The sequence below is a fragment of the Devosia beringensis genome (genome assembly GCF_014926585.1).
In the GTDB taxonomy this organism is placed as follows: Bacteria; Pseudomonadota; Alphaproteobacteria; order Rhizobiales; family Devosiaceae; genus Devosia; species Devosia beringensis.
The window spans coordinates 2,484,569-2,503,724 of record NZ_CP045422.1 but is presented as its reverse complement, the minus strand read 5'-3'; the positions used below and the strand labels follow the sequence as shown (position 1 = coordinate 2,503,724).

The following is a 19,156-nucleotide window of genomic DNA, read 5'->3' as shown; positions in this document are numbered from 1 at the left end:
GGTTCATGAAGACCGATACTGCCGCATTGCGCACCTTGGCCATCGACGTTCTCAAGGAGAACGACCAAGGCACCTATACCGTACCCACGAAAGGGCTCTATCCTTTCCAGTGGAACTGGGATTCCTGCCTCACCGCGCTGGGTCAGGCCCATTTCGACGAAGCCCGTGCCTGGCAGGAAATCGAGACCCTGTTCGAGCACCAATGGCCCGACGGCATGGTGCCGCATATCGTCTTCCATGTGTATTCGGATGGCTACTTTCCAGGTCCGGGCGTGTGGGACACCAAGCGCCCGACGCCGACGTCAGGCCTCACCCAGCCGGCGGTGGCGGGCTTTGCGGTCAAACGCCTGTTCGAGCGCGCCAAGGACAGAAAGCTGGCCGAGGAGAAAGCCCGGCTGCTGCTGCCCAAAATCGACAGGTGGCATGACTGGTTCTATCGCTACCGCGATCCCCGGGCCGAAGGGCTGGTCGCCATTCTTCATCCCTGGGAAGCGGGCCGCGACAATTCAGTGGATTGGGACGAAGCCTTCGAGCGTGTTCCGACCGAGGGCATCACGCCCTATACCCGTCGCGACACCCAGCATGCCGACCCCGCCCACCGGCCGACCAAGGCGCAATATGACCGCTACCTCTGGCTGGTCGAAAAGTTCAGATCGCTGGGTTGGGACAATGCGAAGCTGCACGATGCTTCGCCTTTCCAGGTAATCGACCCCGGCTTCAATGCCATCCTCATTCGTGCCTGTGCGGACCTCGCCGATCTGGCAGAAGCGCTGGGCGAGAGGCAGATTGGCGCCGCCAATCGGGCGCGGGCCAAGAAGGGTATCGCTGCGCTCGAAGGCCTGTGGAGCGACAGCCACGGCCTGTATCTCTGCAAGGACCGGACCACGGGCAAGCTGATCGACAGCGCCTCGTTGGGCGGCATGCTGCCGGCGCTGGCTGATATTCCCGCCGGTCGCGCGGCCGCGATTGCGCGCACCATCGAACGATGGTCGGACAAGGTGAAGTTCATCGTGCCAAGCCAGGACCCGGACGACCCGCGCTTCGAGGCCAAGCGCTACTGGCGCGGGCCGGTCTGGCTGGTGACCAATTACATGATCGCCGATGGCCTCGCCGCCAGCGGCGAGCGCGCCGTGGCCGACCACATCAGGCGCTCAAGCCTTGACCTCATTATCGAGTCGGGTTTTGCTGAATATTATGATCCGATCACCGCCGAACCCTGTGGCGGCGGGCGCTTCACTTGGACGGCGGCCATGGTCCTGGAATTCATCGAGGCCTGACCCCATGAACGTGCTCGCCATCGGTGCGCATCCCGACGACATCGAGATCTTCATGTTTGGCACGCTCGCCGCCCTGGCGGCGCGGGGCGACCAACTCGCCTATGTCATTGTCACCGACGGCACGCGCGGCGGGCGGGGCGCTCCGGGCCATCTCCGCGCCACCCGCAAGGCAGAGGCAGAGGCTGCCGCAGGCCTGCTCAATGCGGATCTGCACTTTCTGGACCTGCCCGATGGGGAACTGGTCGCCGATGCCACCCTCGTCAAGGCGCTCAAGGGCGCGATCGAGCGCGCCTCGCCCGATCTCATCATCACCCACGCTGCCAATGACTATCACGGCGACCACCGGGCCCTGAGCGAAGGCGTGCGCATCGCCGCGTCCTTCGCGGCGCCTGTGCTTCATTGCGACACGCTGCGCGGCGTGGGCGCCAGCCCGACGCACTATGTCGACATCACGGCCCATGTCGAGGCCAAGGATGCGGCCATCCGGTGTCACGCTTCGCAGGATCCGGACCGCTTTGTCAGCGCGTCCCGCGTGCTTTCGGCATTCCGCGCCAGTCAGGCCAATGCGCCCGAAGGCAGCCACGCCGAAGCCTTCCGCTTCGAACCTGTCTTCCCCTTCGTCGACATCAGGGACCTGCTCCCAAAGGCACCTATGGTCAGACCAGTCGTCAACCGAGCAAGCGTGAGCCGAGGGTGAACCACCCCAGTTGAGGTCTCAGGCTTTGCGTCCACGTGTTGTTTCAGCGCACCAGACGAACGGCAGAGGCCCCACAAGGCACAAAGGAGCTGGAGCGGTGGTCTGGAAAATGGCCGAGAACTAAACCCCCGTGTGCATTGCCTGTTCTCCCGTGAACACGCTTTTGCAGCTGATCGTGGTTCGAGTGAGATCTAGAGCGCCGTAAATATGGCCACGACTTGAGCGGACGGTCTGCTTCTAGGAAGTCGGAGAGACTGATTAAATGGCTGAAATGGGGCGCGTTTCTGCCTGGCAGTTGTCGACCCCAATTCGGCCATCCGGGACCCTTCGGCGGCTTCCCAAAAACTGCCGCCCCTCGAAGGAGCGGCGGGCGGCGCAAATGGGGTGGAGAGCAGTCGGTGGGTAGTTACTTGGTCAGCGACAGGGGCATCAGAGATTCGATGTCACGGGCGTCGTGCTTACCTTCGAGGTTCTCGGCGAAGCGGTCGGTATGTCGCGGGTGGCTTCGGGGGATTTCCTAGCCGGGTCGAGCTATGCGGGTCGGTCCAGGGGCCTTGGGGTGGGCCTGGATGGCAGAATCGTGCAGGTGGGCGCCAGGCGGTTTGCAAGTGTTGGAGGAGGGGCGTGGGTATCGGCGCTGCTGCAGATCGCGCAGATGGCTGGCGCTCGCCCTAGTCCCCGACGCCGGAGCGTGGTAATTGCTGGCGCTGCGCCAGTCGATCCCCACCTTATCCTGATCGAGTAATCCCCGTGACCGTGAATTCCATCTTTGCCAATATTGTTGCCGGTATCGGTGCCGTGGCCGTTGCTATCCGACATCGCGGGGACGGTCCGCGTCCGCCGGTGTTCGGCCCGGCGCCGGTCATTCCTGCGCCCAAGGCCCAGGGCAGTATTCCGACGCTCAAAATGCCGACGGCCAAGGGCTGGGAAAACGGTCGCACCCCGACGGCGGCTGCGGGCCTCAAGGTCGACGCTTTCGCAACCGGCCTCGATCATCCGCGCCATATGCATGTGCTGCCCAATGGCGACGTGCTGGTCGCCGAATCGATGGGCGAAGACGGCAAGCCGAGCGGCGTGTTCGGCCACGCCATGTCCGTCACCATGAAGCGGGCGCGCGCGTCGGGCACCAGCCCCAATCGCATCACCCTGCTGCGCGACAGCGATGGCGACGGGGTCGCTGAAATCCGCCATGCTTTCATCGAGGGCGTGCGCCAGCCGTTCGGCATGGTGCTGATCGGCGACACGCTCTATGTCGGCGCCAGCGATGCCGTGCTCGCCTATCCCTACGAGGCCGGCGCCACGCGCATCACAGCGCCGGGGCGCAAGCTGATGGATTGCAAGCCGGGCGGGCACTGGACGCGCAATCTCATTGCCAGCGCGGACGGGACCAAGCTCTATGTGGCGGTCGGTTCGATGAGCAATATCGGGGATCTGGGCATGGAGGTCGAGATCGACCGCGCCTGCATCCACGAACTCGACCTCGTCACCGGCCAGTCCCGCGTATTTGCCGGTGGCTTGCGCAACCCGGTGGGCATGGCGTGGGAGCCGACGACCGGCGCTCTTTGGACCGTGGTCAACGAGCGCGATGGCCTGGGCGACGAGACGCCCCCCGATTACCTGACTTCGGTGCGCGACGGCGGCTTTTACGGCTGGCCCTATTCCTATTGGGGCGTGGTCGACGATCGCGTGAAGCAGGACCCGGCCCATCCTGCCGCCAAGCAGGACCATCCCGATTATGCGCTGGGCGGCCATACCGCGTCGCTCGGCCTCTGCTATCTGCCGGAAGGGACTTTGCCCGGCTTGCCGGCCGGCATGGCGATCGGCCAGCACGGCTCGTGGAACCGCAGCATTCTGAGCGGCTATAAGATGACCTTCGTGGCATTAGAGAATGGCAAGCCGGTCGGCGTGCCGCGGGATATTCTCACCGATTTCCTGTCGCCGGACGAGAAATTCTCCTATGGGCGGCCGGTGGGCGTGGCGATTGCGGCGGACAAGGCGGTGCTGATGGCCGATGACGTCGGCGACGTCATCTGGCGCGTGACCGGCGCCTGATCGCCGCCATGCGCTATGTCTTAGCAACCATTCTTGCCGGCCTGATCCTAGCCGGCACTATCGCCCTTGCTGGTGCGCAGGAGGTTCTGACCGTCGGTGTGCATGAAAGCGGCACCGTGCAGTGGGAGATCGAGACCATCAAGCGGCTAGGTCTCGACGCCAGCCATGGGGTGAACTTGCAGATCCGGCCGCTGGCCGATAGCCGGGCCGGGCAGGTCGCGCTGCTGACCGGCGCCGTCGACGTCATCCTGTCCGATTTCGTCTGGGTCTCCAGCCAGCGCGCCGCTGGCAATATGGTCACCATGGTGCCCCATTCGCTGGCGGTGGGCGGTCTTATGGTTGCCGCCGACAGTCCGATCCAGACCGTTGTCGACCTCAAGGGCAGGACTACCGCCGTAGCGGGCAGCCCGGACCAAGTTTGGCCGCCATCTTTATGCGATCGGCGGTAACGAGAGTGCGGCAACGCTGACCGGCGTCCCGGTGCGGCAGGTCAAGGTCGTGGTCTATATGCTGTCGGCGCTGTCGGCAGGCATAGCCGGCATCATCTAGACCGGCTGGCTGGGCGCGGTGACGACCAATATCGGCACCGGCATGGAGCTGCAGGTGATCGCCGCGGCGGTCATCGGCGGAGCCAGCCTCGTCGGCGGCGTGGGCACGGCGATCGGCGCCCTGGTCGGCGCGGCGCTGATCGAGGTGATCCGCAACAGCCTGGGTCTGCTGGGGATCAACGCCTTCTGGCAGGGCACGTTCATCGGCGGATCGATCATCATCGCTGTCGCCTTCGAACGGATCCGCCAGCTGCGTTCGTCCGACTGAGGCCCGCACGCCCCCTCCCGCACCGGGAGGGGGAGCTCATTTTCTTGGTTATTTCGTGCCGCCGTTCAGCCGGTCGATATAGTCGGGCAGCATCGGCACATAGTCCTTGGCCCCGCCTGCGGCGATGGCGACGCCATAGGAATTCTTGACCGCATTGCCCACCACATTGACCAGCCCTGCCCCATCGGCCATCGCTTCGAGATAGCGCAGGTCCTTGAACGCATTGGCGAGGCTGAACTTGTGCGCGTCGCGGTCGCCCTCGAGCGTGTAGCGCATGAATGTCTGGTAGAAGCCGCAGTCCATGCGCCCGCCCCGGATCACCTGGTCGAGCCGATCGGCTGAAATGCCCACCCTGTCGGCCAGGACCAGCGCTTCGGCATAGATCGCGCCATAGCCCAGCGAAATGAAATTGTTGAGCAGTTTCATGCGGTGCCCGTCCCCAACTCCGCCGATATGGACGATCTTGCCGGCCCAGGTGCCAAGGACCGGTGCAATGCGCGCAAACACGGCCTCTTCAGCGCCCACCATGGTGTCGAGCGTGCCTTCCCAGGCTTCCTTGGGGGTCCGGCTCAGGGGCGCGTCGGCATAGTCGATGCCGGCGGCTTTGAGCTCGGCGCCCAGCTTGACGGTCGAGGTTGGATCCGAGCTGGAACAATCGATCACCACCGAACCGGCCTTGAGATGAGCGAGCAGCCCGTCGGGGCCGCGCACCAGCGCCTCGACTTCGGTCGAGCCGGTAACGCAGAGGAAGACAACGTCGGAGCGGCCGGCCAGCTCGGCTACCGAGGCGGCCTCGACTGCCCCGCGCCCCACCAGATCGTCGACCGGGGTGCGATTGCGGTGGCCCATCGTCGTCAGGGCATAGCCCTTTTCCACGATATTCTTGGCCATGCCATGGCCCATCAGGCCAAGGCCGATAAAGCCGATTGTGTCAGCGGTGCGAGAAACGTCAGACATGTCGAATTCCTTGTTGAGACTATTTGAGATCAAAGCGTTGGCGCAGGTCGGCGACCTGCTGCGGGGTCAGCGGCCGGATCACCCGCGTGCCCAGTAGCAGGAACAGGCGCGCGGTTTCCTCCAGTTCCTCGGTTGCATATTGCGCGTTGGCGAGGCTGGTGCCCGCCACCACCGGCCCATGATTTGCCAGCAGCACCGCATGATGGGCGCCGCTGAGGGCACCGACGGCCCGGGCCAGTTCCGCATCACCGGGCGGCAGGTAGGGCACCAGCGGCAGCCGGCCGACGCGCATCACATAATAAGCCGTCAGCGGCGGCAGCACGTCCAGCGGATCGATACCCTCGAGCAGGCTCACCGCCACCGAATGGGTCGAATGCAGATGCACCACGGCTCGCGCATCCGGGCGCTGGCCATACATGGCCAGATGCAGCGCGCCTTCCTTGGTGGGCGCATCGCCCCCGACATGGCGCCCGGTGTTGTCAAACAGCGACAGCCGCGCTGGATCGAGGTCGCCGAGCGAGGCATTGGTCGGGGTCATCAGCCAGCCCCCGTCGTCGAGCCGAACGCTGATATTGCCGGTCGACCCGAAGGTCAGGCCGCGCTCGAACAGGGATTTGCCGACCCTGACGATGTCGGTACGGGCGAGGTTTTCGGCATGTCGGATGGAGTCAGTCATCAAGCTTGTCCCAGGCGGAGAGGAAAAAGTCAGGGTCGCCGAAATTGCCTGACTTGAGAGCCAGGGCCAGATCGGGCACGCCGATGCTGCGGGTCCAGGGAACGCCGGGGGTGATCTCGGGACCGATCCGCAGCGCCTGGGCCCCCAAGGCCGCCACCACCGCGCCCGAGGTCTCTCCTCCGGCAACGAGGAAACGCGAAAATCCGCTATTGCGCAGAATGATGCTGACGGCGCCCAGTAGCTCTTCCACCAGCGCGCCTGCCCGCTCGACACCGAGGCTTGATTGCGAAAGGCGGACCGACGCTGGGTCATCGCTTGAATAGACCAGTGCCGGTGCATTTGCGTTTTGGGCCAAAACCCATTGCGCCACGCCGGCCGCATCCTGGGTTCCAGCCGCGATATCGAGCGGGGTAAGGCGGAGCGCCGGAATGCCCGCGGCGATGGCTCCAGCGACCTGCCCGCGGGTCGCCGCCGAGCAGGATCCGGCGAGGATGACTGAGCGCCCGGCAGGCGCGGTCATGCGGGCGGGGAGCGGCGTCGTGCCGATCTGGCCTTGGCGCCGGAAGTTGTCCGGCAGGCCCATTGCGATCCCCGAGCCGCCGGTGATCAGCCTCGCCTCCGCCAGCGCCGTGCCCAGCACTCGCAGGTCGGCATCCGCCACGGCATCGGCAATCATCATCCCGTGGCCCGACTTGGCGGCCTCGGCCAGGGCGAGCTGCACCGCGTGTGGACCCGCGGCCACCACATTCAGCGGCAGCAGGCCCACTGTGTGGCGTGTCTGCCTCTGCAGCACCCGAACGAGATTGGCGTCGCGCATCGGCGTCAGCGGGTGGTCCTTCATCGGCGAGTCCGACAACAGTGTGTGACCCACGAACAGGTGGCCCTGATAGACAGACCGGCCCGCCGCGGGAAAGGCTGGACAGGCAATCGCAATCCCGCCGCCCAGCAGATCGCGCAGCGCATCGGCGACCGGGCCGATATTGCCCGCATCAGTGGAGTCAAAGGTCGAGCAATATTTGAACAGGATCTGCCTGGCCCCGGCAGCCAGCAAGGCCCGCGCTGCGGCAAGGCTCATGTCAATGGCATCACCAGCGGCAATCGTGCGCGACTTGAGCGCCACCACTAGGGCTTCGGCATCGCCAAAATCGGCACCGGCCTGGGGTACTCCAACATATTGCACGGTTTTCATGCCGTTGCGCGCAAGCATCAGGGACAGGTCAGTGGCTCCGGTCAGATCATCGGCTATAGCGCCAAGCAGCATTGGGGTCCTCGTTTCAGGCGGTTGCGCCGGGCAGGATCTGGTAGCCCGTGTCGATGATTTCGGTTTGCCCGGGCCGCTCGCGCTGCGCCAGCACGCGCTCGATGGCGGTCTTTCCGGTCAGGAAGCGATTGGACCGCATGGTGGAGAGTGGCATGGGCAGAGCCTGGCCGATATCGACGCCATTAAAGCCAAACAGCGCCAAGTCTGTCTTGGGCCGGATGCCGGCGCCGAGGCAATGAAACACCCCCCCGACGGCCATGTCGTCATTGGAAAACACCACGACATCGAGTCCCGAGCCGCGCGCCAGCAGCGCTGCAAGCGTGTCACGCCCGGCATGTGTCGAGCTTGGCCCATCGTTGCGCTGGCTCTCGACCAGCGTCAGGCCTGCTTCGGCCAGCGCCGCCACCAGTCCATCATGACGCAGCCTGGCCCGGCGATCGGCCAGCCAGTCATGCCCGACATAGCCAAACCTGGTGTAGCCGCGGTCCAGCAGATAGCGCCCGCTGTCATGGCCGGCCTGCCAGTGCGAATGGCCGACCGCCAGATCGATCGGCGCGCTGTCGATATCCATCAGTTCGGCGACGCGGACGCCGCTGTTGTCGAGCATGGCGCGGGCCGCCAGCGTATGCTCGAAGCCGGCAATCAGCATGGCCTCGGGCCGCCAGGCGAGCAGCGAGGCGACCAGTTCTTCCTCGACAGCCAAGTCATAGTCGCTGACGCCGATCACCGCCTGAAAGCCCGTACCAATCAGAGCCGAGCGGATGCCGCCCAGCACTTCTGGGAACACGACATTGGTCAGCGATGGGACGATGACGCCAACCAGTTTGGAGCCGGAGGATGCTAGCCCGCCCGCCAGGCGATTGGGCACGTAGCCGGTCTCGCGCACCGCCTCGAGCACCCGCAAGCGGGTAGCCTCAGCGATCGGGCCAGTGTTGCGCAAGATGCGCGACACCGTGATTTCGCTGACCGCTGCACGGAGTGCCACTTCGCTGAGGGTCACGCCCTGCCGCCGTCCTGCCAATCGTTTGCCACCCATACACGGACTGCCTTAGCGCTGTTGACTTGATTGACACCAGGGCCGCGATCGGGCCATGATCGCCAACAATGACAGCGCTACCATAAGACTGATTGGCAGCCATCGGCAACCGGTGTTCGTCAGCCGCCGCAGATGAGGAACCAGAAATGTCCGCAGGCACTTCGCACACGATCGCCGTTATCGGCCTAGGATCGATGGGATTGGGCATGGCACAATCCCTGCTGCGCGCAGGCCATGTAGTGCGCGGCTTTGACGTCACGCCCGCCGCAACTTCAGCCCTGGCGACCGCAGGCGGCGTGGTCGGCCACAGCCCCGCCGATGCGGCCGCCTCGGCCAGCATCGTGGCCGTCGTGGTGGTCAATTCAGGCCAGACCGAGACTGTGCTGTTTGGGCCCTCCGGCATTGTCCCGGCGATGCAGCCGGGCAGCGTCATCATCTCCTGCGCCACCATGGCGCCTGCCGTGGCCCGGACGCTCGCGGCGCGTTGTGCCGAGACTGGCCTGCTCTACCTAGATGCGCCGATGAGCGGCGGCGCGGCGCGCGCCGGGTCGGGCGAACTGACCTTCATGGCCTCGGGCACGCCTCAGGCGTTTGCGGCCGCCCGACCGGCGCTCGATGCCATGGCCGGCAAAGTCTACGAACTGGGCGATGAGGCGGGTATCGGCGCCTCGTTCAAGATGGTCAACCAGCTGCTGGCCGGGGTGCATATCGCGGCGGCCTGCGAGGCCATCACCTTTGCCAGTAAGCTGGGCCTCGATATCGCCAAGGTCTATGAGGTGATCACCGCATCGGCCGGAAATTCCTGGATGTTCGAAAACCGCGTGCCGCATATCCTCGACGGCGATTATTCGCCGAGGAGCGCGGTCAACATCTTCACCAAGGATCTCGGCATCGTCAGCGATATCGGCCGCGCCGAAACCTTTCCGCTGCCCATCGCAGCCTCGGCGCTGCAACTGTTCCTGATGACGGCTGCCGCCGGTATGGGGCGCGACGACGATGCCTCCCCGGCCCGGCTGATTGCAGAGATCACCGGCATCGCCCTGCCCGCCAGAACGGACGCCTGAGCATGGTCAAGCTGGCTGCAAACCTGACCATGATGTTCAATGAGCACGCATTTCTCGACCGCTTTGCGGCGGCGGCCGATGCCGGCTTCACGGCGGTCGAGTTCCTCTTTCCGTATGATCATACGGTCGATGCGATTGCCGAGCGCCTCCAGCACCACAAGCTGACGCTGGCCCTGTTCAACCTGCCCCCGGGCGACTGGGCGGCCGGCGCCCGAGGTATGGCAGCCGTTCCGGCGCAGCGCGCGGCTTTTGCGGCATCGGTGGCGCAGGCCATGGACTATGCCAAGGTGCTCAAGCCCGCCCGCCTGCACCTGATGAGCGGCCATGGCCGGCGCGATGATGCGGATGCCGTGGCGGCCTATTCCGACAACATCGCGCTGGCTTGCGCTGCAGCCGCGCCTCTTGGCATCGAGATCGTCATCGAGCCGATCAACGGCCGTGACATGCCGGGCTATTTTCTCAATGATTTTGCCTGGGCAGCCAACCTGATCGGCGCGATAGGCCTGCCTAACCTCAAGCTGCAATATGACATCTACCACCGCCAGATCCTGCACGGCGACGTGCTGACTAGCCTTGCCAAGCTGCTGCCGATCATCGGTCACGTGCAGATCGCGGCCGTGCCGCACCGGCACGAACCCGGCAGCGGCGAACTCGACGATATCGGCATTCTTCAACAGCTCGATGCGTTAGGCTACCGCGACTTTGTCGGCCTCGAATATCGGCCAAAGGGCGATACGGTCATGGGCCTTGTCTGGCGCGACCACCTTACTGTGATGGAGAACAAACTATGAGCAAGCGCATCGTCTTTACCGGCGGCAGCGGCAAGGCCGGACGGCATGTTGTGCCCTACCTGCTCGACAGGGGCCACGACGTGCTCAACCTTGATCTTGTGCCGCTCGACCACAAGGGCGTCAACACCGTGGTGACCGATCTCACCGACGGCGGTCAGGTGTTCAATGCACTGTCAATGCATTTCGACATGGCAGAGTTTGCGTCTGGTACCGGGCCGGCGCCGGTGGACGCCGTCGTCCATTTTGCCGCCGTTCCTCGGGTCCTGCTGCGGCCCGACAACACCACCTTCATCGCCAATGTCACCTCGACATACAATGTCATCGAAGCGGCGGTGAAGCTGGGGATCAAGAAGGTGATCATCGCGTCCAGCGAAACCACCTATGGAGTTTGCTTTGCCGAGGGCGACAAGGATTTTCACAGCTTTCCGCTCACCGAAGACTATGACAGCGACCCGATGGACAGCTATGGCCTGTCCAAGGTCGTCAACGAGAAGACCGCACGTGCCTTTGCCATGCGGAGCGGCAACGATATATACGCCCTGCGCATCGGCAATGTGATCGAGCCGCACGAATACGACATGTTTCCCCGCTTCCTGGCCGATCCAGCGTCGCGCAAGCGCAATGCCTGGAGCTATATCGATGCGCGCGATCTCGGGCAGATCGTCGATCTGTGCATTGCCAAGGACGGCCTGGGCTACCAGGTCTTCAACGCCGTCAACGACGAGATCACGGCCAACGCGCCAACCCTTGAATTCCTGCGCGACTGGGCCCCTAACTCCCCCATTATCGGAGAGATCTCGGGGTCGGAGGCGCCCATTTCCAACCGCAAGATCCGGGACGTTCTGGGCTTTGTGGAACAACACAACTGGCGCAAATACGTTTAGGCACCAGACATCCTGGCGTTCGATTTGGTGACCCTTGCGAACGCTCTGAACGGCAGAAATACGTCGCGTTATCGCCATTTCCTCGACTTGAGCGGAGCGACTACTTTTAGGACAAAGGTAAGGCGGTCTGAACGACCACAATGGGGCGCGTTTCTGCCTGGCAGTTACCGACCCCATGTGCGAGTTTATTATTGAACGTAGACTGCCCAACTCCGGTCATGCCAACAAGCCAGTTTCATCCCCATGCTTAGGCTGTTCGATGAGCGTGGTTGGGTAGACCGCCGTGGCGGTAGTGGCAGAGAGCTAGCGCCGCACGACCTACGGCAGTTGGTTTTTATAAGGTCAACAGCGTCGCGCCGCAGATTCCAGCTCAAACCAAAGGCGACGGGAGAGTGATATTTCCGTAATGTCTCTGTGACATCCTGATCCTAGCGTCGGCTATGTATCCATCAACGAGAAAAAACCACATCATGAGCTCTGCCACGGGCTGCGACGGCTGCCGCAATGCTGACGCCAACAATTTTTCCATCCCCTTCACCATGGCCTTCCAGCCTATCGTCGATGTAGAGGCAGGGACAATCTGGGGCTATGAGTCACTGGTGCGTGGCGTCGCCGGCGAATCTGCCTTTCAGGTGCTCAGCCAGCTCACCCCCGAAAACCGATATGCTTTCGATCAGGCCTGCCGGGTCAAGGCGATCGAATTGGCGGGCGCGAAGCTGGCGGATCCGACTGCAAAGCTCTCCATTAATTTCCTGCCCAATGCAGTGTATGAGCCAAAGGCCTGCATTCGTGCAACGCTGGGCGCGGCATCCAAGGCACACTTCGACACCAGCCGGTTGATGTTCGAGTTCACCGAAAACGAGCGGATGGAAGACGTCAGCCACATTCGGCACATCGTGGCCGAATACAAGCGCATGGGATTCACCACGGCGCTGGATGATTTTGGCGCTGGATATGCGGGGCTGGCGCTATTGGCTCAGTTTCAGACCGACCTGATCAAAATCGATATGGTATTGGTGCGTGGGATCGCTTCCTCGCCGGCCAAGCAGGCTATCGTCGCCGGCATCGTCGGAATTGCGCGGCAGCTGGGCATTACCGTGCTGGGCGAGGGCGTCGAGACCGAGGCCGAGCTACTAATGCTAAGAAGCGCCGGGATCAGGCTGATTCAAGGCTACTATTTTGCGAAGCCGATGATCGAGACATTTCAGACTATGGCCGAGGTTACGCGAAAGGCAGCATAATTCTCTGCAACCCAATCCATTTCTAAATAGTGGCAGCCCAACGGCTGCTAACCTGTCGCTCGCGTCCAGAAGCGGACTGTCTGGAACCCTGAAGAGTTTCGGCTGCCGATAGGCGCCCGAAAGTCTGGGATGACCGAACCCGCGATCCGCAGGCTCAGCGCTATGGGTAATTCTGGATTTGGCCGGCTTGGGAACGGCCCTGAGCGCGTGCGGGAGGCGATACGGCCGGGGCGAACGGGTCGATGAAGAGGCTGATGCAGGGGCGCTTGCGGCGGCAGATGTGGTCCATAGCGGGTGCCATGATGGCCCGGCCATTGAGCGGGGCAAGATCTCCAGCAGGCCGCGACGGTGGCATCGCAGTCTGGGCCGATATTGGATCATGCCGGGTCATGGGCGTTCTCCCGGTTTGGCTGTCGCTGCAGGCGGCGCGCGGGGCCTGCAGCCTCGGGCGAAGGTCTCGATGATGACCATAGTGCCGCCACAGCACGGGCATGGTGGCCGCGGATCGGCAGTCTCCTGAGTTACCGCGGCGTCCTCCGGCGCCGGTGCGACCTCGAGCAGACTGCGGGCCTGGGCAAGGCAGTCCTTACGGGCGGAGCTGGCGAGCAGACCGTAGTGCCGGATGCGGTGGAAGCCGCGTGGCAGGACGTGGACCAGGAAGCGGCGGATGAACTCGTCGACGGCCAGGGTCATGACCTGCTGCCGGTCGGCGCCGGTGCGGCGATAGTCCTTGTAGCGGAAGGTCACCGCAGTCCCATCGAAGGCGATGAGGCGGTTGTTGGAGATCGCCACCCGGTGGGTGTAGCGGGAGAGATAGGCGAGCACCGCCTCTGGCCCGGCAAAGGGCGGCTTGGCGTAAACCACCCAGCGCTTCTTGCGGGCCGGCGCGAGGTGACGCTGGAAGGCACGGCGATCGCTGAGCTCTGCCATCTTGCCGTAGAAGGTGAGCCGGCCAGCATCGTGCAGTTCGAGCAGCCGGGTCAGGAACAGGCGGCGGAACAATGCGCCGAGCACCCTCACCGGCAGCAGGAAGGCCGGCCGCGATGATATCCAACCTCCATCCGGCGTGATGCCGCCACCGGGCACGATCATGTGGATGTGCGGATGGTGGGTCATTGCCGAGCCCCAGCTGTGCAGTACAGCGGTGATGCCGATGCGGGCGCCAAGGTGTTTTGGGTCGGCGGCGATCGTCAGCATGGTCTCGGACGCCGCCTTGAACAGCCGGTCATAGACCTGCGCCTTGTTGTGGAAGGCGATATCGGCGATCTCGGCGGGCAGCGTGAACACGACGTGGAAATAGCCGACCGGCAGCAGGTCAGCCTCGCGCTGCTCCAGCCAGGTGCGTGCGGCAGCGCCCTGGCACCGGGGACAGTGCCGGTTGCGGCAAGAGTTATAGGCGATGCGCTGATGCCCGCAGTCAGTGCAGGCCTCAACGTGACCGCCCAGGGCAGCGGTGCGACAGGTCTCGATCGCCGACATGACCTTGAGTTGGTCCAGGCTCAGATGCCCGGCATGGGCGAGCCGGTAGGCTGGACCGGCCGAACGGAAGACATCGGCGACCTCGATGATGGCGCGCACCGCTCAGGCGTCGGGCGGCGCCTCAGTTGGAACGAAGATGCCCAGACGGTCGAGCGGACTGGTGACGGACCGCACCGTGCGGGTTGCCACCTTGGTATAGAGTGCTGTCGTCTCGAGCTTGCTGTGCCCGAGCAGCACCTGGATCACGCGGATATCGACGCCGTCCTCCAGCAGATGGGTAGCAAAGCTGTGCCGCAGGGTATGCGGCCCGACGCGCCTCGTGATCTCGGCCGCCTGGGCCGCTTCGACCACGACACGATAGAGCTGCCTGGTACTGATCGGCTTGAGGGCATGCTGGCCGGGAAACAGCCAGCCGTCGCGATGCAGCACACCCTGGCGATGGCCATCCTGCCACCACTGGCGCAACAGGGTGAGCAGGTCGGGCGAGAGCATGGCATTGCGGTATCGCCCGCCCTTGCCGCGCTCGACGCGGATCAGCATGCGCGCGCTGTCGATATCGCGCACCTTGAGCATGGCGACTTCGCCGACGCGCAATCCTGCGCCATAGGCAACCGACAGCGCCGCCTGGTGCTTGAGGCTGGTGGTCGCGTTGAGCAGACGCGCGACCTCGTCGCGGCTCAACACCACCGGCAGGTTGCGGGGGTGTCTTGCCCGCACCAGCTTGCGCGCCAGATCGGGTCGGTCGAGGGTATTGGCGAAGAAAAACCGCAGCGCCGAGACCACGCTGTTCATGGTGGGCACCGGAACGCCGGCCTCGCTCTGGGCCAGCTGGAACTGGCGCACATCCTCGGTGGTCGCGGTATCCGGCGGCCGCCGCAGGAAACTGGCGAAGCCCCCACATCGCGGATGTAGTTGCGCTGGGTCGCCACCGAGAAATGCCGCATGGTCATATCGTCGATCAGCTTCTGGCGCAGTGGACTGACAGAGGTGTTGGGAAGGATCGTGGACATCGTTGGGCTCCTGGAAATGAAGGAGCCGAATGGAACGCCTGAATGCGGGGATGCTCAATCAGGCGAGGACTTCAGGGCCCGCCACCATCCCACAGCGGCCACCCTCCCGCGCCAGCGGGTTCGTTCTTCCACCCCACACAAGACCGTCCGACACCTACCCCATCTTTGCCGTTCGCGCTTTGAGCGAGAGTTCATGCAAGCTGCCATCCAGCGGTTGTCACCTCGAGGCGGCTCAGCACCCATTTTTTGGCCGTTCGGGCGTGCGCTGCCGGTGCCAGATTGGTTGGAACACCCGAAACGCCGCTGCTATTTCCGGGTTGGTTTGTTAATGGCTGGCGCCCATACTGTAAGGCAAAAGGAGCGGTGACTTGGCAGGATCAACAATGAGCTTTGAGGCGGTAACGCTCGCTGAGCTCGAAGCCATGAGTGCGACAGAGCACAATTTGCTGCCCTACGGCGTCGTTGGGTTTTCACAAGATACAACGGTAAACGTCTACAATGCGACCGAAGCGCGCATGGCGGGGCTTGACGCATCTCAGGTAGTTGGCGCTCATTTTTTTGAAGCAGTGGCCCAGTGCATGAACAATTTCATGGTGGCCCAACGCTTTCAAGACGAGCCCGAACTGGACGACATAGTTCCCTATGTCTTGACCCTGCGCATGCGGCCAACACGGGTGCGCTTGCGTTTGCTGGCAAGAGCCGGTGGCTTGCGCCGTTACATTCTCGTCGAGCGATAGGATACGCGATGTCTGACCGGTCGAGTGAAGAAGAACTACTCGAGTTCTTGTACGCTTGTCCCGTTGGCTTGCTCGAATGCAACGCCGCGGGCGATATCGCGATGATCAATCCCCACGCCATGCAGCATCTGCTGCCTCTCACCGGCTCGCGCGATGCCAGCAACCTGTTCTCCGCACTGGAACAGCATGCTCCGGAGCTGCGCAGTATTGCTAACGACTTTCGCCCCGACACAGGCAAAATCTGCGATGGTCATCGAATCTATGTGGATTTGGGAACGGGGCGAAAAGTGGGAAGTCCGCAAGTCCTGTCCTGCACGCTGGTCAAACTCGGGCCAGATCGGCTCATGGCGACTCTCGCGGACGTCAGCGAGCAGGTTGTTCAGGAACGTCGCCTACGCCAAGCGGATACATGGTTTGCTACCCTTTTGGACAGCGTCAACGGCTACGCAACGGTTGAGATCGACTCAGACCGCAAGATCGTATCCGCCAATGTCTGCTTCACTCAGCTGACAGGTCATGACCATTTGGAAGTCGCGGGTCAGGATCTAGATACGGTTCTGGGAGCGGAAGCGTCAGGGCAAGTGCCGCGCTTGGGTGAGCAAATCGAAATTGCCGAACGCGATGGTTGGCACCTGCAGGAAGGGTGGCAGCAGCGTGCTGGCGGCGAACACTACTGGTGCCAGCGTCTCGTCGTAGCGCGATCGAAAAGTGAGATGACGCGGTCTGGCTTTTTTGTGGTGCTGCGGGATGTCCCTCAACACAACGAGGGGACCGCCGACCTACAGCGGCTGTTGATGAGCGACCCTCTGACTGGGGCCGCGAACCGCCGGCATCTCAGCCAGTCGATGCAGCAGGAACAGACGCACTGGCGTGATTTTCAGCAGCCATTCTCGCTGATAGTCCTCGATCTAGACCACTTCAAATCAGTTAACGACATTCATGGGCACCCGGTGGGCGATCTCCTGCTATGCGGCGTGGTGACCGCCTGCGCAATGCTGCTCCCGCCGCGCGGTTTATTTGCGCGGCTTGGAGGAGAGGAATTTGCCGCTTTGCTGCCGCGCTTTGATCGTGAAGAGGCGCTCGCCCTCGCCGAAGAAATGCGCAAGGCCATCGCAGCACTTACCGTTGCGAGCTCGATCGGTATCGTCGAAGCGACAGCCAGTTTCGGCTGTGCGACTATAGACGAAGCGCAAGGCTCGATCGATGGCCTCCTCGCGCTTGCGGACGCCCGTCTTTACTCCGCCAAGCGGGCCGGGCGAAACCGCGTGCACCGCGTGGAAGGCCGCGCAGCTTGAGCTTGCTCAAATTGAAGCGGTCAAGCGTTCACCGTATCACCTGCGCTGTGGTCATCGCGGAGATTGGTCGCCTTCGGGAAAGCGACCTCGTTCCGTCAATATCTGGCGATTGGCCCGAAGCGATGCCTATCGGTGACGAAGGGATTGGTCTGGACTCGCTTGAACAGCTTGGCGCCCTCGGGGCGCTGGCGGAGACCTTCAACCTCGATGACGGTATCCTTGGCGAGGAAAGTCCGCAAACGGTTGGCGCCTGGATCGACTTGATCATGCGGGGGATTTCCCAACCGGACGCGTCTATTACGGTGCGATCGTCAGGTACGACGGACAGGCCGCAACCTTATCCCCACCGAGTATCGGAACTACTGGAAGAAGCCTCGTTCCTCGCTGGGCTGCTCGAGGGGCGCCGCAGGGTAGTCGCATTGGTCCCGGCACACCATCTATATGGCATGATCTGGACGGCGCTGCTTCCAGACGCGCTCGGTATACCCGTGGTCATGCGCAAAGTCGGCACACCGCTCAGTTTGCAGCCAGGCGATTTGGTCGTTGCGGTTCCGGATCAATGGCGAGCCCTGCTACGGCTAACCCGTCGCTTCCCCCCCGATGTCATTGGTGTGAGTTCGGGTGGGGCGCTGGATACGACGATTGGCACTGAACTAATCGTGGCTGGACTGGCCCGGCTGGTGGACGTTTACGGCGCGTCCGAGACAGGTGCGATCGCCATCCGGGACGTACCCGCGATGGCCTACCACCTCCTCCCGCGTTGGAACTTGATGGCACTGGCTGACGGCGACTGGCAGCTTGTAGATCTCCGCGGCGCCGTGGCTGCGCTACCCGACTTTGTCGAGCGCATCGACGATCGCAGTTTGAGACTGGCCGGCCGACGTGACGGTGCGGTGCAGGTCGCTGGGCACAACGTCTCACCAGAGCGCATAGCGGCCATCTTGCGGGAGGTTGTGGGTGTGGTCGACGCAGCGGTCCGGCTTTCCGCGGATGGCCGTTTGAAGGCGTTCGTTGTCACGCCAGATCATCGCAACCCTTCCGAATTGCTAAGTATGCTGGAGCTCACGGCTTCGGCGCGCCTCCCGTTTCACGAACGCCCGAGGTATTTCAGCTTCGGGGACGTGTTGCCGCGGAATGGAATGGGCAAGTTAAAAGACTGGGATTAATGGTTTATGCCCCAATCCTGCGGGAGCCTTGACCATCAAACAGCGGCTGGCCATTACTTCACCGCACAGCATTTTGGAACCGCTGGGTCGATCTCAGAGAGCCTCACGGCCCGCCTGGCGGACGCCGGACCGGTTCGATGAAATGGTGGCTGCGGCTTAGGTGGCCGGAATCGCAACCTTATAAAATCTAAGTGCCTCGGAAATCGCGGTTAAATGTTGATTGTCGTCTTCAACGCTTTCGACCTGAATGTTTGGAATATCTCGAATCATAACGCTGATTAGTTCGTTCCAATGCTCGCTGTCTATAACCCGGTTCGAGGCCAGCACTGCGAGGAGAGCCTTCAGTGCCTGCCCTGTGGCTGCCAATTCGATCTGATCATCATTCACATCCGCTCTCCCATCTTACATCCATGTCGCATGGATGCGCCCAGCGTGTCGAGAAACGGCAGGTTCGACCTGCTCTAAGCGGGAACAACGGCAGACCCAACAACAGCCACACCTCATCGTCGTCTCCCTGAATGCTTGAAGCCTGCGATGCTGTAACGTGTTGCTGAAATCCCATCGACAGGGTTGAGCCTCACACAACCACCAATGGCAAATTCACCGCGCGGGATTCGAACCGCTGGGGAGTGCGCTGGCGGTAGCATGCGATGTCACGCAGCCTGAACAGCTGAAGAGGCGGTGTAGGCTGCAATGGAGAAATTTGGATGGATCACG

17 protein-coding genes and 2 pseudogenes are annotated in these 19,156 nt (G+C 63.0%); 12 read left to right on the top strand and 7 right to left on the bottom strand.

What is annotated here, in order from left to right:
* Positions 1 to 5: 5 nt before the first annotated feature.
* The 5 genes and pseudogenes from GDR53_RS12275 to GDR53_RS12255 all read left to right on the top strand — a co-directional run.
* Positions 6 to 1,277: an amylo-alpha-1,6-glucosidase gene (locus GDR53_RS12275; RefSeq protein ID WP_193334773.1), complete on the top strand. Its 1,272-nt coding sequence runs from the start codon at positions 6 to 8 to the stop codon at positions 1,275 to 1,277.
* A 4-nt stretch (positions 1,278 to 1,281) separates the two neighbouring features.
* Positions 1,282 to 1,974, top strand: a complete 693-nt coding sequence (locus GDR53_RS12270; RefSeq protein WP_193334772.1) for a PIG-L deacetylase family protein — start codon at positions 1,282 to 1,284, stop codon at positions 1,972 to 1,974.
* A 750-nt stretch (positions 1,975 to 2,724) separates the two neighbouring features.
* Positions 2,725 to 4,026 carry a PQQ-dependent sugar dehydrogenase gene (locus tag GDR53_RS12265; protein WP_193334771.1) on the top strand — a complete coding sequence of 434 codons (1,302 nt, stop codon included), beginning with the start codon at positions 2,725 to 2,727 and terminating at the stop codon, positions 4,024 to 4,026.
* An 8-nt stretch (positions 4,027 to 4,034) separates the two neighbouring features.
* Positions 4,035 to 4,475, top strand: coding sequence for an ABC transporter substrate-binding protein (locus GDR53_RS12260; RefSeq protein WP_193334770.1), 441 nt, complete (start codon positions 4,035 to 4,037; stop codon positions 4,473 to 4,475).
* A pseudogene (locus GDR53_RS12255) lies at positions 4,438 to 4,842 on the top strand (ABC transporter permease); the annotation flags it as partial. The gene GDR53_RS12260 and the pseudogene GDR53_RS12255, both read left to right, overlap by 38 nt.
* A gap of 48 nt (positions 4,843 to 4,890) precedes the next feature.
* On the opposite strand, the gene GDR53_RS12250 reads toward GDR53_RS12255, so the two are convergent.
* Genes GDR53_RS12250 through GDR53_RS12235 form a run of 4 tightly spaced genes read right to left on the bottom strand, consistent with a single transcriptional unit; the run spans position 4,891 to position 8,772 of the window.
* Positions 4,891 to 5,799 carry an NAD(P)-dependent oxidoreductase gene (locus GDR53_RS12250; RefSeq protein WP_193334769.1) on the bottom strand — a complete coding sequence of 303 codons (909 nt, stop codon included), beginning with the start codon at positions 5,797 to 5,799 and terminating at the stop codon, positions 4,891 to 4,893.
* 19 nt (positions 5,800 to 5,818) lie between these two features.
* A complete protein-coding gene (gene otnC / locus GDR53_RS12245; protein WP_193334768.1) occupies positions 5,819 to 6,475 on the bottom strand; it encodes a 3-oxo-tetronate 4-phosphate decarboxylase in 657 nt (218 codons plus the stop codon).
* Positions 6,468 to 7,736 (bottom strand): 3-oxo-tetronate kinase, encoded by a 1,269-nt coding sequence (otnK, locus tag GDR53_RS12240; protein WP_193334767.1) that lies wholly within the window; start codon positions 7,734 to 7,736, stop codon positions 6,468 to 6,470. Before otnK ends, otnC begins: the two co-directional genes overlap by 8 nt.
* Positions 7,737 to 7,749: 13 nt before the next feature.
* On the bottom strand, positions 7,750 to 8,772 hold the full coding sequence (locus GDR53_RS12235; RefSeq protein ID WP_193334766.1) for a LacI family DNA-binding transcriptional regulator: 1,023 nt from the start codon (positions 8,770 to 8,772) through the stop codon (positions 7,750 to 7,752).
* Between the two features lie 146 nt (positions 8,773 to 8,918).
* On the opposite strand from GDR53_RS12235, the gene ltnD reads away from it, so the two are divergent.
* From ltnD to GDR53_RS12215, 4 genes are all read left to right on the top strand, one after another.
* The gene (gene ltnD, locus GDR53_RS12230; RefSeq protein ID WP_193334765.1) at positions 8,919 to 9,836 is read left to right on the top strand and encodes an L-threonate dehydrogenase; all 918 of its coding nucleotides are present in this window, start codon (positions 8,919 to 8,921) and stop codon (positions 9,834 to 9,836) included.
* A 2-nt stretch (positions 9,837 to 9,838) separates the two neighbouring features.
* Positions 9,839 to 10,627 (top strand): hydroxypyruvate isomerase family protein, encoded by a 789-nt coding sequence (locus GDR53_RS12225; protein WP_193334764.1) that lies wholly within the window; start codon positions 9,839 to 9,841, stop codon positions 10,625 to 10,627.
* A complete protein-coding gene (locus tag GDR53_RS12220; RefSeq protein WP_193334763.1) occupies positions 10,624 to 11,511 on the top strand; it encodes an NAD-dependent epimerase/dehydratase family protein in 888 nt (295 codons plus the stop codon). Before GDR53_RS12225 ends, GDR53_RS12220 begins: the two co-directional genes overlap by 4 nt.
* A 470-nt stretch (positions 11,512 to 11,981) precedes the next feature.
* Complete coding sequence (locus tag GDR53_RS12215; RefSeq protein WP_193334762.1) at positions 11,982 to 12,752, top strand: EAL domain-containing protein; 771 nt, start codon at positions 11,982 to 11,984, stop codon at positions 12,750 to 12,752.
* A 387-nt stretch (positions 12,753 to 13,139) separates the two neighbouring features.
* On the opposite strand, the gene GDR53_RS12210 is transcribed toward GDR53_RS12215, so the two are convergent.
* Both GDR53_RS12210 and GDR53_RS12205 read right to left on the bottom strand, forming a co-directional pair.
* Positions 13,140 to 14,330, bottom strand: a complete 1,191-nt coding sequence (locus GDR53_RS12210; RefSeq protein ID WP_193334753.1) for an IS91 family transposase — start codon at positions 14,328 to 14,330, stop codon at positions 13,140 to 13,142.
* A gap of 3 nt (positions 14,331 to 14,333) precedes the next feature.
* A pseudogene (locus tag GDR53_RS12205) lies at positions 14,334 to 15,241 on the bottom strand (tyrosine-type recombinase/integrase).
* A 383-nt stretch (positions 15,242 to 15,624) separates the two neighbouring features.
* Between GDR53_RS12205 and GDR53_RS12200 the strand changes: the two are divergent.
* The 3 genes from GDR53_RS12200 to GDR53_RS12190 are packed head-to-tail and all read left to right on the top strand — an operon-like array spanning position 15,625 to position 18,439.
* Entirely contained in the window at positions 15,625 to 15,978 is a 354-nt protein-coding gene (locus GDR53_RS12200) for a hypothetical protein (RefSeq protein WP_210321326.1), read from the top strand.
* A gap of 8 nt (positions 15,979 to 15,986) precedes the next feature.
* Positions 15,987 to 17,273, top strand: a complete 1,287-nt coding sequence (locus tag GDR53_RS12195; protein WP_193334760.1) for a GGDEF domain-containing protein — start codon at positions 15,987 to 15,989, stop codon at positions 17,271 to 17,273.
* On the top strand, positions 17,270 to 18,439 hold the full coding sequence (locus GDR53_RS12190) for an acyl-CoA synthetase (RefSeq protein WP_193334759.1): 1,170 nt from the start codon (positions 17,270 to 17,272) through the stop codon (positions 18,437 to 18,439). Before GDR53_RS12195 ends, GDR53_RS12190 begins: the two co-directional genes overlap by 4 nt.
* A gap of 156 nt (positions 18,440 to 18,595) precedes the next feature.
* On the opposite strand, the gene GDR53_RS12185 is transcribed toward GDR53_RS12190, so the two are convergent.
* Positions 18,596 to 18,826 carry a hypothetical protein gene (locus tag GDR53_RS12185; RefSeq protein ID WP_193334758.1) on the bottom strand — a complete coding sequence of 77 codons (231 nt, stop codon included), beginning with the start codon at positions 18,824 to 18,826 and terminating at the stop codon, positions 18,596 to 18,598.
* Between the last annotated feature and the right edge of the window lie 330 nt (positions 18,827 to 19,156).